Source organism: Rhizobium album (assembly GCF_003122325.1).
In the GTDB taxonomy this organism is placed as follows: Bacteria; Pseudomonadota; Alphaproteobacteria; order Rhizobiales; family Rhizobiaceae; genus Metarhizobium; species Metarhizobium album.
Map to the genome: position 1 here is coordinate 45,755 of NZ_QFBC01000010.1, position 14,824 is coordinate 60,578.

Sequence of the window (14,824 nt, forward strand, 5' to 3'; positions counted from 1 at the left end):
GAACAAGGAAACCAAAAATGCAAAAGAAAGCTTTCCACAAAAAGAATTCCTCAAAAATGCGTTCCGGAATAAATAAATCGCAAGGAAAAACAGTAATCATGGCCATGAAGCGCGACAGATATGAACGTGCATTGAGAAATATACATTTTATAAACCAAATATCGACGGGTGGATGACATGAGCCGCGAGACCAGATGGCAGCAAATTGAAAGTGGATTTAAGGCAGCGGGCATTTCAGTACCGACAATACAGCAGTTGAAGCTGAAGCTCGATACGAACCAGAGCCGGGCCAACGATTTCTACAATAAATCGATCTTCGCGCTGCTGCGCCCGACTGAGCGTGAAAACCTCGCACGCGCCTTGACCTACCTGCAATATGTCAACGGCATGCTGGCCGCTGATACGGTCGAAGAACTATTCAAGACCAACAAAGGCAAACCGGATCAGGAACTGAACCAGCACATACGCCAGCTTGCCGCGCCTCAGCCCTCCGCGGCTGCCGTACCCATGAGAGAACCTCTGAAGCCCGCCGTGATCAGCGAGGCATCGCCGCCACGCAACCCGGTGATCGTCATGCCCGAGTTGGAGGCGAAGCTCAACAAGGTGATTGGCGCCAAAAGCCTCGTGTCGCGCATGGCCAAAGAGAACGGCGATTTTCTGTTCAAGGAAATCAGCCTGCTGCTGATCGATTTTAACAAGCATCTTGCAAACAACGCGGAAGCCGTCGCGACGATGGGACGCGTCTCCGACGAGGTGCATGAGAACTTCGCCAATGCCTATCGCGCTATCGGCAAGGCGGGCAATGCTCGGCTAGCCCTGATTACCAAGATCGCCGGCTCGAGCGTGGAAATGATCCCCATCATCGGCAAGGTCATCAGTGGTCCCCTGACGGCCGCACTTGAAAAATTCCACTACGATACGGAAATCACATCGGAATTCGAGCGACGGATCAAGACGCAGCGAGACGAGGTAAAGGCGAACAAAGGTGTTGCCGGCCTGATCGCCACGATCGAAGACCGCATTGCAGACGCCACGACACTCGGGCTCAGCGGCGACCAACTGCCAACCAACTTCCAGTTGCATGACTGGCTGGTGTTGCGCATGAAGCAAGCCAGGACGCTCGCCGAGCAGGAACTCAAGGAAGCATTGGTCAAGATGTTTTCGTTCGAGGGGACGCAGACGTCGGGTTTTAACGCGCGGGTCGTGCACAACAACATGATGTCCAACATGCATGCAACGCTTGCGCACCAGAGGGGTGGGCCGGCACCGCACCTCCAGCAAACTTTCCGCGACGGTATGCAACGCGACGTCACCCAACTCCGGGAAGCGATGTCGAATTACTTCAACAGGACAGTGATAACGGATCCGCTCAAATTGCGGCCTTACATCGAGCTTACGCTCTGGGCCGATTACATGAAGCAGAAGATAACACCGGAAAAATTCAATGGCTCCTTCCGGGAGATCCAGAAATTGTCCATCGACATTCCAGACGCCATGGTAACCTCCCTGACCGCGCTGAACGTGATCAGAAAGAAGGCCAGCGGCGAGAAGTCGGCGCAGGTCTATCAGGCGAGCACCGCTTCCGCCGAAGGACACGCAAACCAGAAGGCTTACCAGGCGAACCGCATACCGTATGAAGGACACCCGAACCATAAGATCGGCGTTCTTCTGTTCCTGCAATGGTATGATACAATCAACCCGTTCAACATGTTGTGCAATACAAAATTCACCCCAGAATTGCTGCAGCAACACATGAACAGCTACATTTCCGCCATTGGCACGGCAATCGAAGCTTCGAAGGTCGTTCATATGATCGGTCACAATACGATCAGCGATCCGAGCCGCATTATCGCTGCCCGTGACAACCAGATATCTCAGTTCAACAAGGCTATCGCCTGAACACAACTACAATGCCTATAGGCGGCGCCTCTTTTACACCGCAATCGGCGCCCTGATCGTCGCATCCGCCTCATAGCCTTCGAGGATGAAATCCTCGAAGGCGAAGGCGAAGATGTCTTTCACATCGGGATTGATGCGCATCGTCGGCAGCGCCTTCGGCGTCCGCGAAAGCTGCAGCTTGGCCTGCTCGAAGTGATTGGCGTAAATATGCGCATCGCCGAAGGAATGGACGAAATCACCTGCCTTCAACCCCGTCACCTGCGCCACCATCATCGTCAGCAGCGCATAGGAGGCGATGTTGAAGGGCACGCCGAGGAAGATATCCGCAGACCGCTGGTAAAGCTGGCAGGAGAGCCGCCCGTCGGAGACGTAGAACTGGAACAGGCAGTGGCAGGGCGGCAGGGCCATCTCATCCACCTCGGCCGGGTTCCAGGCCGAAACGATGTGGCGGCGCGAGTTCGGATTGGTCTTGATGCCCTCGATCAGGTTGGCGATCTGGTCGATATGCCGGCCGTCCGGCGCCGGCCAGGAGCGCCATTGCGAGCCATAGACCGGACCGAGGTCACCGTTCTCGTCGGCCCACTCGTCCCAGATCGAAACGCCGTTCGCCTTGAGATAGGCGATGTTGGTGTCGCCCTTCAGGAACCACAGGAGTTCGTGGACGATCGATTTCAGGTGCAGCTTCTTCGTCGTCAGGAGCGGGAAACCCTCGGCGAGATCGAAGCGCATCTGGTAGCCGAAGACCGAGCGCGTGCCCGTGCCCGTCCGATCGCCGCGGTCGCTGCCGGTGTTCAGCACATGGCGCAGAAAGTCGAGATATTGTTTCATCGGATTGCCGCCGTCGATTCCAGTGTCGCCTCAGTCTAGCCGCCAAAGGCGGCCAAACCAAGCAGCCATGCCGGGTATCCCCATCTTCGCCGGCGGCGACGGCTGCCGTTACAGCGAGCCGAGCTTTCCGAGTTCCTTGGCGACCAGGTAGTAGAAGGTCACGCGCGATTTCGAGCGGTCGGCGGCCATTGCCTTGCATGTGGCGTCGATCGCCTTGTCGGCGTCGTCACCGCCGATGCCGAGCTTCTTTTCGCACCATTTTTCCTTGACGCGGGCAAGTTCCGTCGGGTCGGAGGCCGAGACCAGCGAGGAATCGCGGTTGCGCAGCGCAATACCCAGGTGCCGTACGATCTTCTGCACGATGGCCTCGTCGGCATTGCCGTCGTACTTCTTCACGTCTGCGAGATAGTCGGTCGTCATGTGCTCTCCTTCCTTCGGGGTACATCATTGGCGGCACCCGCGCCGCGAGAATGGTGGAAGCGTTTCCCGACGTCAAGCGGCAGCAAAATCCACATGCGCCCCCCTTCCTTTAGCGAACGGAACCTCCTATATGAGGGGTGCCGGCTTTCGGGCCGGCTATGGCAATAAACGGTCGGTGTAATAAACCTATTGGACCCGGGGGCGTTATACAGACAACCCCTGTCAGTTAGTCGACCAGCCAAGTCCCCCCAGATTGAAGCATGCGCGCAGATCGCCCCTAGGCGATCGAACAGCGCGCATTCCGCTTAGAAGACAAGGCCGAGGAGCGGAGCCTACTTCGCAGCGGACGAGGTCTTGTCGTCAAATTTGACACAATAAGCCGGCCGGCAGGCCGTCATTTTCGGCGAAGCCGACTTGGACCCCGACCGAAGGGAGGGGCTTTGAGCGCCCGACCATAGCCATACTGGCATCAATTCCCTAGGCGTTCATCATCATAATAACCGACCACAAAATTGGCTCGAATACCCCAGCCTTCGGCGCCATTCGGCGCGAGAAAAATTACGCCGCGTTTGCTGTAATAGCGGACCAACTTTTCGACGCTTGCAATCCCGGCTGCCCCCTTTTCGATCATGTAGATCGTACGCGGACTGATGCCAGAATCCGCCGCTACCTCGGCCTGAGTTTGACCGAGGATTAGTCGAGCGACAGCAAGCATTCGTGACGGAGGCCTCATGACGCCTTGGTGTCATCAAATGTAACGCTCCGCAAAAGAAATGTTGACAATAGCGATCGAGTCGCGAAAAAGTGCGATAGAAACGCTAAATTGTGCGAAATTTTCGCTAATTATTTGCGAGGCCGCGGTTCGCGAATCACCACGAGAGGATGCAACAGATGAAGTTCGTCTACTTAAGTTCAGAAGACGCGCGGAGACTTTCCGCTGATCTGCACTCAGTTGAATCTGAATTGATTGAGACAATGTCTCTCGATACCGCTCCAATCCTCCAGGCTCATCAAATGTAGACGAGTTGTACTCGTGCCTGCAGAACGGAGACGGCCAGAGGTATGGTCCACCCAGCATCTTGCGGTAGCACCCACCCGAGACCCTCGTTCGACGGCAATCCCTTCAGACCCGCGCGGATTGCATCATGCGACGCGGAGAAGTTATTTGCCACCGCCATCAAAAAACCTCCGAGGCACCACATCTCGTAAAGTAGAGGAGTTTCGGCGATTGGCAGGGAAACCTGCAACCCGTTTTCGCCCAACCCCTGCCGCAGCTTCATCGCTATCGTGAAGGCAGATTTGTAGCTAGGCTTCATCGTGAAGATGTTAGTCGGCCTCAGACTTCGGTCGGGTTCAATGCCGTGGAAGACATCACGGCGTCGCATTTTTTCGATCTTTGCTCGCCAGATTGTAATGTCGGAAAGCAGCATATTGCGGTTGCTACGACCCTCAGCAATGAGGGCAATTGTCAAGCGATTGCAAACACTGTCGAGCCAGTTCAAGAATCCAAGCAGAGCCCGGTGTTCATAGATTGAAGAATGCCTGCTTTGTCGGGGTTGCTGAATCCTTTCGACCAGATGCCCGCCTAACGCAACCACCAGGGCAGGCGCTGCTGCCATCTCCGCGCTCGTGGCGCGGCGGATGCGGGGACTGCGAAGTGCCTTCAAAAGCCCTGCGTTTGTCACCTTCCTTGCGCGGAACAGAGACACTTCCTCGTGCTCTGACGAGTACCGGTTCACGGGGCGGTCAGCGATCCTGTGAATTGCTGTGTCCAGCAGGTCAATGTAGCAGCTTATGAGATTGAAGGTCACAAGCCGGTTGCTTTCCCCAACGGCGGCGCTGGCCGGAATCGTCGCTCCTACCAGACGGTATATGGCCCTCGTCCAACCAGTGAGATCTTCCAGCATCGCGGAATATTGTTCGACGGTCAGTTTGGCGAGAACTGGACTGACAACAACGTTCGCGCTAGCGACAACCTTGTCCTTCCTCATCACCTTGAATGCGAGGGATCCGGCATAAAACCCCAAGTCCAGTACGAAGTACGTCTGGCCGCGGATGATATGGCGCTCCATCGAGAGTGCGCCCACCCGTACCTCCCAGTCCCAAGGGATTTCCGCATCGTCCAGCCTGATGTCGAAGTGGTACTGCCTGTTCTCGCGGATGGCATCGGGCGCCAAGGCATTTCTTGGATAGAGATTTACCAAAGCGCCGGTGTCGGGATCGACGAGGCGAATAGTTACTCCCAAAACTGGAAGCTTCCCAACTTGCCATGATCCGAGATCATTCGTTCCAAGATTTTGAGCGACCTCGAATTTTTCGGGAGCTTTGAGATCGTGGCCTTTATCGAATTCAACGTCGCTGACCATTGATCGCCCTCTCCACGGAGCTTTACGAGCACCTTTTGAGCCAATTGAGCGTCCAAAGCCGCGGCGGCGTCGAGTATTCCGTCGGAGCTGGCGACCGCTTCGTCAATGAAACGGACGATTGCCTTAGCGGTACGGAAGCCGAAGTGCCGATGAACATCTCGAAGGGATTCCCATACGGCGATAAGGGTCGATGCAATCAAAGCCCTGTCCAGATTTTGATCGTCCCCTCAGCATCAGTCTTTGCGAACAAACTTAATAAAATGCGAATGATCAGGTTGCCGCAGGCCAATCGTTAGCAGGCTCTTCGATCACGCTGTCGTCTTCCGCCGGATCTGGATCACGTTCTTTAGCCTTGCGGCGATTTTCGATCTCCTCGCCGATTGCCTTCAGAATGTCCTCGTGTTCGACCCCTTTGGTGACGAACTTGTCGACCAGATCCTCGAACATGAGCCGGAGATCGGCTCTCCATTCATCACTCATCACTTCCTCCTTTTTCTGACAGGCTTTTCAGCGAGTTCAATCCAGACCGGTGCATGGTCGCTCGTGTGCTCCCAGCCGCGCACGTGCTTGTCGACCTCGGCCTTGACGAGCCGGTCCGCGAGATCGTTACTGAGCAGGATGTGATCCAGGCGAAGTCCGGCATCGCGGCCGTAGGCATTCCGGAAGTAGTCCCAGAAGGTGTAGATCCGCTCGTCCGGGTGGAGCGCCCGGACGGCATCCGTCCACCCCTGCCCTACAAGTGCGCGGAATGCTTCGCGCACCTCAGTGCGGAAAAGGGCATCGTCCTTCCAGCGCTCTGGCTTGTAGACGTCGAGATCAGTCGGCATGACGTTGTAGTCGCCCGCCAGAATGACAGGGACCTCGAGATCCAGAAGCTCGGCAGCGTAGGAATGAAGACGCTGGAACCAGCGGAGCTTGTAGTCGAACTTGGGTCCGGGATACGGATTGCCGTTCGGCAGGTAGAGACCGCCGATGACGATGCCGTCGATTACCGCTTCAATATAACGGCTCTGCTCGTCCTCATGTTCGCCGGGAAGCCCTTTGCGCGTCAGGAGCGGCTCAGAGCCACGGGCGAGCATCGCGACGCCATTCCATGACTTCTGACCGTGCCAGACAGCTCCATACCCGGCCTTTTCGATCTCCCTCACAGGGAACTTGGCATCGGGAGCCTTCAGCTCCTGAAGCACCACGACATCGGGTTCGGCCTCGGTCAGCCATCGGAGAAGGACGTCCAGACGGCCGTTCACGCCGTTGACGTTATAGGTGGCGACCTTCACTTGCGCTTGTGATCGCCCTTATCGCCCTCACCCGGCTTCGCATCATGCTTGGCTTCGTGACGCTTGTCGGCGGACAGCGATCTGCCGACATCGACGGACTCCTTGAACTTGCCCTCATCGTCACGGCGGACGTAGCGCTTGTCGGTTCCTGTATCGATCAGTTCACGCTTGCTCATGAGACTCTCCTGCGGTTGCGGTACGCAGATAACTCGCGACACCGCGAAAAGATGCATCGATTCCAGCATCTTGATCCGACTCCTCAGGTTGCAGTGGAAAACTGAATCAAGTCATTGAAAAAGAGTCGCTTTTCGCGCCGGAACGATTCGCACGGTGATTCGGTTGAATCGCCAAAGTTGCGTTCAGTATGGAGAGTTCGATGGCTGGCATGCGCGCTCAATGGAAAGGGTTCATTAAGTTTGGCGAAGTCTCGGCGGGTGTCGCACTCTACACGGCGGCATCGACCTCCGACCGCATAACATTCAACACCATCAACACGGCGACCGGAAACAGGGTCAACCGCGTATTCATCGACAGCGAAACTGAGGAGCGGGTCGAGAAGGAGCAGCAGACCAAGGGCTTCGAGATCGAGAACGGTCAATACATCATCATCGACCCCGATGAGGTGGCCGCCACAATCCCTGAGAGCAACAAGACGCTCGAGATCGAGGCGTTCATACCCTGCTCCGATGTCGACGATGTCTACTTCGACAAGCCCTACTATCTGACACCGGACAAGATGGGGTCGGACGCCTTCGCAGCACTGCGCGACGGGATGCGGAAATCGAAAGTCGCCGCCATCGCCAGGACGGTGCTCTTCCGCCGTATGCGGACTGTCCTGATCCGCCCGCACGGAAAGGGTCTGATCGCGACCACCCTGAACTACGACTACGAGGTTCGCTCGTCGAAGAAGGCCTTCGAGGAAATGCCGAAGATCAAGATCGAGGGCGAGATGCTCGATCTGGCGAAGCACATCATTTCGACGAAGAAGGGCGACTTCGATCCGGCCACTTTCGACGACCGCTACGAGGCCGCACTGGAGGAACTCGTCAAGGCGAAGATCGAAGGCAAATCCCTGCCGAAGCGCAAGAAGGTTGAGGTCTCGAAACCAAACGATCTGCTGGCCGCCCTCCGGGAGAGCGCTGGCATGATGAAGGCTGCCGACGAAAAACCGAAACGCACTGCGGCCAATGCCAACAAGGGCACAGGCCGTCAGAGCGCCGCGCGCGGGGCTGCCGCGAAGTCCGCCGCTTCGAAGGCGGCCCCGCAGCGCAAGTCGGCATGAGGAGGACACAATGGCACTCCGTCCCTATTGGAAAGGCTACCTCAAGCTCTCCCTCGTCACGTGTCCCGTGAACATGACCCCCGCGACGTCGGAATCGGAGAAGGTTCGCTTCCACACCCTTAATAAGGACACGGGCAACCGCGTGGTTTCGCAGTACATCGACTCCGTCACTGGCAAACCCGTGAAGGACGAGAACGAGGCCAAGGGTTATGCCCGGGGTGAGAACGACTACGTGATCCTGACCGAAGACGACCTCGATAACGTCGCGCTCGATACGGTGAAGACTATCGACATCGAGAAGTTCGCGCCTGCCGACAGCATCGAGTGGGTCTACCTGGAGAAGCCGCACTATCTGATGCCCGACAACGCCGTCGGAAACGAGGCCTTCGCGGTCATCCGTGACGCGATGAAGGCAGACAAGGTTGTCGGGATATCGAAGCTTGTGATCGGCCGCCGGGAGAAAGCCGTCGTCCTCGAACCCCGGGACGACGGCATCGTGCTTTGGTCACTTCGTTTTGGAGACGAGGTCCGGCCGGAAGAAAACTATTTCGAAGACATCGACGACGAGGCCGACCCGGACCTTGTCCCCCTCGTCCAGAAGCTCATCAAGCAGAAGACGAAGCGGTGGTCGCCGGAGATGGTCAGCGACCCGATCCAGGAGAGCCTCCTGAAGCTGATCGAGGAGAAGAAGAAGGCATTGAAGCCGAGAAAGAAGACCGCGAAGACCAAAGATGGTCCGGCACCTGCCTCGAATGTTGTGAACATCATGGACGCCCTACGGAAGAGCGTCGCGGACGAACTGAGGAGCAGGAAGGCGGGTTGATGTCCGGTCGGCACGAAATTGAGATCTGCGAGCCCTCCCCGTTCATCTACTACGAGAACGGCCAGATCGCCGTCACCGATGGTGTATCGGTCTGGCTGATCATTGTGACCTGCGAAGCCATGAGAGCTACCGCGCCGCCCCCAGAAAAGTCCCTCAGGAGGCTCGTCCGTTTTGCGGAGTACTATCGCGACATCGCCGCGGCCGCGCTTCATCGTGGCGAAGACGTAGATGGCAGGATCTGGGTGACGGAGGCGATGGTGCTCGCCTCGCCTCCACCAGTCTCCGGACGTAGGGCCGTGATCACGTCGCGAGTAGCTTGCGGCATGAAGGCGGGAAAGAGGTCGGACATGCCCAGCATGGTGCGTGAGTTCGAAGGCTATCGCATCGCGATCTATAGCCCAGGAGGGCACTTCGCGGTCATCACCGCGCCAGCTAACAATCGCGTCTTGGACCTGAAGGAGAAGCAACCCCGGTCCACGGTTGTCGAAGGTCCTCTCGTATGCCTGCAGCGCGCCGAAGCGTTGGTCCAGATTCTCGCGCAAACGGCGGCGGCCGAAAGCAATGGGAACCAAAATCTTGAGAGAGCCGTTTCTTAGACAATTCTAAAGATCGGTTACTTCAATGCACAGCGTCGTCAAGTTCGCCTCCATTGCCTCGATCTGCGGCCTCGTCCTGGGATCATCATTGTCCTCAGCTAGCGCCTTCCAGATCCGGGAACCTGCCTGGAAGGTCAACGCGAGTAGTAGTCAGGGGGCGTCCGCATTCGCCGAAGATGGTCAAGGTTTGGCAAATGCAGGATCCTCAGTTCTGTCCGCTCGCGAGGTCAGGCACATCACGTGGTGCGCTACCGAATATGGGCTGGGATACGATGCCGTGAACAACACTTACCTCGGTCGCGGTGGTGTCAACTTCAAATGCGTCTCCCCGCGTCAGCATGTCGCCGAACCTTGACGATCGTGGTGCCGGCACCATTCTCTTTTCGATGAAAGCAATCGTGCCCCCTCCTGCCGGAACCGCTCCGGACAGATTTCTCAGATGCCAGGAAGCGATCGCCGACGGCGTGTCCGATGTCGCGCTCGCGGCTGTCTCTGCGGGCTGGCGCCCTGAGGAGGTTGCTGCAGCGCTTGTGGAACTGTCCGACAACATCATGCTGGGCATGATCGCCAACCGAGATGTCGAGCGGGATCTTTCAATCCTGAAACGACGCTAATAACGAGTACAGGGATTAGTCCTGGCGCTTCGCACTCCGACGACTCGCAATCCGTCGAGCCGGTCGCAGTTCCTCGATCGTCGGCGGCCACCATTCCGCCTTCTCCAGTGCAGCCGCTTTCGATGGCCATGCATGGACAAGCTCCTCCAGCGTCGGCTTTCTCCAAACGCCCCAGACGTGATCGTCCGTGACTCCGGGGTAGAATTCCGCGACCACTTCTGGATCAACGAGTTCACCGGTGACCTCTTCGAAGACCACCAGCCCGTATTGAACCGCGACAACCCGGCCGATGGGCGGGAGAGCGTCACTCGCCACTGGATATCGTCGCCGCTTCCGTTCGGCCGCCCGGGCTTTCGACTTCGCTTCCTCCTCGGTACCCTTGCGCTCCTCGGCGCGTCGCCGTCGCTCCTGGGGTTCGTTGCGACGTGCTGCCTGTTCGATTTCAGGCCAACGATCACGGAGTTCTTGGAAGGATCGGAATGGGACGTGCCAGAGCTTCATTTCCCCATCCCATCGCGAGTATCGGATCTCCCGAAGTTTCTCGACAACCGTCCGTGAGAAAGGCGTCTTGATTCGGAATCCGGCCCTCCCGACTTCGAGATAGGCGCTTTCGATGGGATCGAATTCGAACGCGTCCCGGCCTTTCGCGTCGGCGAATGCGTCCGCCTCAGCCTCGAGTTCGGCGAGCCATCGGGTAAACCGCTGAGGCGCTGTCCGGCCGGGCACGAACCAGGCCTGGCGAGAGTCACTCCACCGGGCGCGCGGAAATCTTTTCCGGAACTGGTCGACGGTCATCCGGTCGAACGGGAAGGTCACGTCTGCGCCAGGCCGGGCAGCTTCTACAGCCGTTGGTTTGTTAGTATCGGTCTTCGTCTCGTCGGTCATTTGTGCATAACGTCATCAACTCGACGGAGTTCAACCGCCCATTCGAAGCGCGTAAGAGCCGCGCCGAGGACTTCGACGTCGCGGTAACAAGGAACAACACCGCCACTATCGGGTTCACACATCGAAGTTCAACGCAGGGGTCGCGATCGGATGAAAACACTTGGTGTCGCCTACGCCGGAACGCTGTTGTCCTTCCTCCTTATCGATGCGATCTGGCTTGGTGTCGTTGCCAAGACCTTCTATCGCGAACAGCTTGGCGATCTGATGCTACCGTCTCCGAATTTCGCGGTGGCGTCGATCTTCTACCTCTTTTTCGCGGTCGCTATCGTTGTGCTGGCGGTTCGCCCTGGACTTGAGGCAGGTTCGCTCTGGACCGCGGTCGGCTACGGCGCGCTCCTCGGCCTGGCAGCATACGGCACCTACGACATGACGAACCTCTCGACCCTCAAGGGCTGGCCAGTACCGCTGACCGTCGTCGATCTGGTTTGGGGGACCGTCCTGACAGCGGCCGCGAGCGCATGCGGGTATGCAGCGGTTCGGCAATTCGGATAGAGCGGCGTGATTTTCTTCACAGGTGATACCCACTTTGGAGATCCACGCGTTCTCCGCATCGACCGCCGTCCATTTGCAGACATCGCGGAGCACGATGCCGCGCTCATCGAAAACTGGAACAGTGTCGTCGGCCAGGACGACGATGTGTGGCATCTCGGCGACTTCATGTTGTCGAAGGGCGGAGACTGTGCGGAGCTACTCGGCAGACTCAGTGGCCGAAAGCACCTGATTGTCGGCAACAACGATCCGACGACAACGTCAGGATCCGTGGGGTGGGCCAGCGTCCAGCATTACGCCGAAATCAAGGAGGACGGCTATCATCTCATCCTGTGCCATTACGCGTTCCGCACCTGGAACCAGATGGGCAAGGGGTCGATCAATTTGCACGGCCATTCGCACGGGAGACTCAAACCGGTCCCTCGGCAGTTTGATGTTGGTGTCGATGCGCGATCATTGAAGCCTGTGGGCCTCGCCGATATCTTGTCGGCCAAAGTGAAGCGGCGGCCCGCTGAATGAGGTGACCGTCCCCGCCCGGGTGAACGGACGGACATCCTAAACACCTACCTGCGAAAAGCGCTTTGTAGGAACGCGAGCGCCTTGCCTGCCCCGGTCGTCGAGATCGTATGGCCGACGCGCGGCTCCACATCGAGTTCCACACGGAAACCCGCTGACCGAAGCTGTCCTGCCGCAATTGTCGATGCCGCCGATGGAATGGTCCGGTCGTCTGCGCCGTGGATAAGCAGTACTGGTGTCCGACCTCCATCTGGAGGCACCGGACCTGGGGGAAGAAGGCCGGAAAATGCCACTAGAGCACCAATCTTCCAGCGAGCAGACGCGACACCATCCAGCGCTACGATGGCCCCCTGCGACACGCCCACGAACGCGACATGGTCAAGACGACCATCGAATCCTTCCCGGGAGACGACATCGCGGATCTTTCGGTCGAAGGCCTCACGCGCTTGCCGGATCCGCCCAGGATCGAGCTGCATGCCGTCGACCTTGAACCACTGGTGGCCTCCGTAGCTGTTCCGTACGGGAGCATCCGGGGTCGCGAACGCGAAATCTGGCAGGTGAGCGCGCCATGATGAGGCAAGCGGCGCAAGCTGCTCACCGGATGCCCCTATACCGTGGAGGAAGATGATGAGGTGCGACGCTGTCATTGATCTCGGCTTCAGAAACATACAGAGGGCGCTCAACCCGCCATGGGGAGCGCCCTCGTCACCCGCGACGGCGAACGCGCAACCATCATGGTCGCTGCAGGCCGTCGGCAATGTGGGTGGTGACCTTCAGATGAGCATTACCGAACTCGTTTTCAAGATCACATCGCTTTCGCGGTCGTCTCCATCCAGGCCCGGTGCCGCTCCTCGTCCTGGTGTGCCTTCAGGAAGAACGCCTTCGACTGCGGGATCGCATCTTCGTGGCGCGATGCACGCTCGTATGCCGTGACTGTGTCATCCTCGTTGGTCTTCATTGCCTTGAGGATGGCCGCGTCGCCCATGAGGTCGGCCAGCGCAATTTTGCCGGTCGTCAGCATCTGCTTCATGTCGCCTTCTGTTGGGGCCTCGATGCCGAGTTCGCGCGCCATCTCGTTCAGCACAACTACATGCTGGAGATGATCCTGCTTGAATTCGGCGATCTTCGCGCTGAGTGTCTTGTCGTCCAGCCGTTCGATGCAGGAGTCATATGCGGCGATCGCGTCGTGCTCGAGATAGAGCAGATCCTTGACAAGCTTTTCGATGTTGCCTTCGTTGCCGACCATGGTGACCATAGAACTTCTCCGTTTACGTGGTTGGGAACCCGCTAACGATCCGCCGGAAACAATGTTCCTGCGGGAGGACTTCAAGATGCCAAGACGGATCCAGGCTCTCAATGAACGGAGTGGCTTCGCATCCGGTAAGGATGAACGGTTTCGAACTGACGGATAAGATCGGTTGCCTGCTGCATCACCCTTTGGGCGTGACGCGCATCTTCACGTGCGAGTTCATCCGCGTTCAGGCGGATCGCTTCGGCCATATTCTTCGAGAAGATCGCAAACTTTCGATTTCCCTCGATCATCGCTTCGAACGCGGCGCTATCGAGAAGGCGGGCAACGTCCGTGAAGGCCTCTTCCCGCTCTTCAACGGTCATGCTCTGCATGCTGGACTCGAGATACATTGGTAACTCAGCTTATGTTGGGGATGTTGCCGAAGTACGGACAGCCGCTGCCCTCCGCCCGGTACTGGGCGGAGGGCACTGCCGAATACGACGTCAGGTGATCATGCGGCCTGCTGATCAGCCTCGATCTGGAGAACCTGCTTGTCCTGACCGTGGCTGCCGATCTGGATCTTGCGCGGCTTCATGGCTTCCGGGATCTCGCGGCGAAGCGAAACGGTCAGAAGGCCGTTGATGAGGGTTGCATCCTCGACGCGGACATGGTCGGCGAGTTCGAACCTGCGCTCGAAGCCCCGTCCTGCGATGCCGCGATGAAGGTACTCGCCCTGCTGCTCCTCCGAATTCCCGCCCTTCACGACCAGGACGTTGCGCTCCTGGGTGATGTCGAGATCGCCTTCACCGAAGCCTGCGACAGCCATCACGATGCGGTACTCGTCGTCACCGCTCTTGACGATGTCATACGGCGGCCAGGTGTCGATTGCCTGGAGGCGCTGCGGGTTGTTGAGGAGATTGAACACACGGTCGAAGCCGATGCTGGACCGATACAGCGGTGCGAAGTCGAATTCAGTTCTCATGACCAAAACCTCCTTGAAGCGAGTTGGAAAGAGACGCGGAAACCTGCGTCTCCTGGTGCTGTCAGTCCCTTAGAGGCGACTGACGGGAAATGATCTGGTTTCGGCAATTTTCTGATTCAAGACCTGACGTGAAAATTTTTCGAGGCTCGGATCTTCGACCTCTTGAACCCTGATATTGCAGGGACAATCTCTTTTGAACCTGAGAATTTTGACCACCGATTGAAGTTTTTGGGAGACATCCATGAACAGTGACACCCTCATCTCGAAGTCCGGCAGCGGTGCGACCGAGGCCGTTGCCGTTTCGCATTTCGTCCGCCCCCACGACCACTTCGATGACCCCGGCGACATCTTGTCCGCACGTCACCTTTCCATTCAGGAGAAGCGTGCGATTCTCGCATCGTGGGCCTCTGACCTCTATGCCGTCGAATCCGTGCCGGCTCTGCGCCAGCCCCCTGGACTCGATCATCCGGTCCGCTACGCAGACGTGATAGCCGCTTTGATGCAGTTGGACGATGATCGCGAACGGCCGCGGCATCGGGCACATTATCTCCTATGA

Annotated in this window: 20 protein-coding genes; 8 read left to right on the top strand and 12 right to left on the bottom strand. The window is 57.8% G+C overall.

Annotation, left to right across the window (positions count from 1 at the left end; genetic code table 11):
• The first annotated feature begins 177 nt into the window (after positions 1 to 177).
• A complete protein-coding gene (locus DEM27_RS20105; protein ID WP_128755536.1) occupies positions 178 to 1,899 on the top strand; it encodes a hypothetical protein in 1,722 nt (573 codons plus the stop codon).
• Positions 1,900 to 1,932: 33 nt separating this feature from the next.
• On the opposite strand, the gene DEM27_RS20110 is transcribed toward DEM27_RS20105, so the two are convergent.
• From DEM27_RS20110 to DEM27_RS20145, 7 genes are all read right to left on the bottom strand, one after another.
• Positions 1,933 to 2,727, bottom strand: a complete 795-nt coding sequence (locus tag DEM27_RS20110; RefSeq protein WP_109460046.1) for a thymidylate synthase — start codon at positions 2,725 to 2,727, stop codon at positions 1,933 to 1,935.
• 108 nt (positions 2,728 to 2,835) lie between these two features.
• A complete protein-coding gene (locus DEM27_RS20115; RefSeq protein WP_109460047.1) occupies positions 2,836 to 3,147 on the bottom strand; it encodes a DUF2853 family protein in 312 nt (103 codons plus the stop codon).
• Between the two features lie 469 nt (positions 3,148 to 3,616).
• Entirely contained in the window at positions 3,617 to 3,862 is a 246-nt protein-coding gene (locus DEM27_RS20120; RefSeq protein ID WP_165823502.1) for a helix-turn-helix transcriptional regulator, read from the bottom strand.
• Between the two features lie 295 nt (positions 3,863 to 4,157).
• Positions 4,158 to 5,513, bottom strand: a complete 1,356-nt coding sequence (locus DEM27_RS20125) for a DUF2357 domain-containing protein (RefSeq protein ID WP_109460049.1) — start codon at positions 5,511 to 5,513, stop codon at positions 4,158 to 4,160.
• A gap of 270 nt (positions 5,514 to 5,783) precedes the next feature.
• Positions 5,784 to 5,996: a hypothetical protein gene (locus tag DEM27_RS20135; protein WP_109460051.1), complete on the bottom strand. Its 213-nt coding sequence runs from the start codon at positions 5,994 to 5,996 to the stop codon at positions 5,784 to 5,786.
• The gene (gene xth / locus DEM27_RS20140; protein ID WP_109460052.1) at positions 5,993 to 6,790 is read right to left on the bottom strand and encodes an exodeoxyribonuclease III; all 798 of its coding nucleotides are present in this window, start codon (positions 6,788 to 6,790) and stop codon (positions 5,993 to 5,995) included. Before xth ends, DEM27_RS20135 begins: the two co-directional genes overlap by 4 nt.
• Positions 6,787 to 6,966, bottom strand: a complete 180-nt coding sequence (locus tag DEM27_RS20145) for a hypothetical protein (RefSeq protein WP_109460053.1) — start codon at positions 6,964 to 6,966, stop codon at positions 6,787 to 6,789. Before DEM27_RS20145 ends, xth begins: the two co-directional genes overlap by 4 nt.
• Before the next feature lie 200 nt (positions 6,967 to 7,166).
• On the opposite strand from DEM27_RS20145, the gene ku (DEM27_RS20150) reads away from it, so the two are divergent.
• The 4 genes from ku (DEM27_RS20150) (at position 7,167) to DEM27_RS20165 (ending at position 10,105) form a co-directional block, all read left to right on the top strand.
• Positions 7,167 to 8,072, top strand: a complete 906-nt coding sequence (ku, locus tag DEM27_RS20150; protein WP_109460054.1) for a non-homologous end joining protein Ku — start codon at positions 7,167 to 7,169, stop codon at positions 8,070 to 8,072.
• A 10-nt stretch (positions 8,073 to 8,082) separates the two neighbouring features.
• On the top strand, positions 8,083 to 8,895 hold the full coding sequence (ku, locus tag DEM27_RS20155) for a non-homologous end joining protein Ku (RefSeq protein WP_109460055.1): 813 nt from the start codon (positions 8,083 to 8,085) through the stop codon (positions 8,893 to 8,895).
• Positions 8,895 to 9,491 (top strand): hypothetical protein, encoded by a 597-nt coding sequence (locus DEM27_RS20160; RefSeq protein WP_109460056.1) that lies wholly within the window; start codon positions 8,895 to 8,897, stop codon positions 9,489 to 9,491. The genes ku (DEM27_RS20155) and DEM27_RS20160 overlap by 1 nt, the downstream gene beginning before the upstream one ends.
• Before the next feature lie 338 nt (positions 9,492 to 9,829).
• Positions 9,830 to 10,105 carry a hypothetical protein gene (locus DEM27_RS20165; RefSeq protein WP_109460057.1) on the top strand — a complete coding sequence of 92 codons (276 nt, stop codon included), beginning with the start codon at positions 9,830 to 9,832 and terminating at the stop codon, positions 10,103 to 10,105.
• A gap of 15 nt (positions 10,106 to 10,120) precedes the next feature.
• Here DEM27_RS20165 and DEM27_RS20170 read toward each other — a convergent pair whose 3' ends face one another.
• Positions 10,121 to 10,990, bottom strand: a complete 870-nt coding sequence (locus DEM27_RS20170; protein WP_165823503.1) for a hypothetical protein — start codon at positions 10,988 to 10,990, stop codon at positions 10,121 to 10,123.
• A gap of 150 nt (positions 10,991 to 11,140) precedes the next feature.
• Here DEM27_RS20170 and DEM27_RS20175 point away from each other — a divergent pair, with 150 nt between their 5' ends.
• Together DEM27_RS20175 and DEM27_RS20180 are read left to right on the top strand one after the other, a co-directional pair.
• A complete protein-coding gene (locus DEM27_RS20175; protein ID WP_109460058.1) occupies positions 11,141 to 11,542 on the top strand; it encodes a DUF2177 family protein in 402 nt (133 codons plus the stop codon).
• 6 nt (positions 11,543 to 11,548) lie between these two features.
• Positions 11,549 to 12,058 (top strand): hydrolase, encoded by a 510-nt coding sequence (locus DEM27_RS20180; RefSeq protein ID WP_109460059.1) that lies wholly within the window; start codon positions 11,549 to 11,551, stop codon positions 12,056 to 12,058.
• Positions 12,059 to 12,102: 44 nt separating this feature from the next.
• Here the strand turns inward: DEM27_RS20180 and DEM27_RS20185 are convergent, their stop codons facing one another.
• The 4 genes from DEM27_RS20185 to DEM27_RS20200 form a co-directional block, all read right to left on the bottom strand.
• Positions 12,103 to 12,723 carry an alpha/beta hydrolase gene (locus DEM27_RS20185; RefSeq protein ID WP_337250478.1) on the bottom strand — a complete coding sequence of 207 codons (621 nt, stop codon included), beginning with the start codon at positions 12,721 to 12,723 and terminating at the stop codon, positions 12,103 to 12,105.
• Positions 12,724 to 12,860: 137 nt separating this feature from the next.
• The gene (locus DEM27_RS20190; RefSeq protein ID WP_109460060.1) at positions 12,861 to 13,310 is read right to left on the bottom strand and encodes a DUF892 family protein; all 450 of its coding nucleotides are present in this window, start codon (positions 13,308 to 13,310) and stop codon (positions 12,861 to 12,863) included.
• A gap of 98 nt (positions 13,311 to 13,408) precedes the next feature.
• Positions 13,409 to 13,678: a hypothetical protein gene (locus tag DEM27_RS20195; RefSeq protein WP_245445962.1), complete on the bottom strand. Its 270-nt coding sequence runs from the start codon at positions 13,676 to 13,678 to the stop codon at positions 13,409 to 13,411.
• 119 nt (positions 13,679 to 13,797) lie between these two features.
• Positions 13,798 to 14,268: an Hsp20 family protein gene (locus DEM27_RS20200; protein ID WP_109460062.1), complete on the bottom strand. Its 471-nt coding sequence runs from the start codon at positions 14,266 to 14,268 to the stop codon at positions 13,798 to 13,800.
• Positions 14,269 to 14,509: 241 nt separating this feature from the next.
• On the opposite strand from DEM27_RS20200, the gene DEM27_RS20205 reads away from it, so the two are divergent.
• Complete coding sequence (locus DEM27_RS20205; RefSeq protein WP_109460063.1) at positions 14,510 to 14,824, top strand: hypothetical protein; 315 nt, start codon at positions 14,510 to 14,512, stop codon at positions 14,822 to 14,824.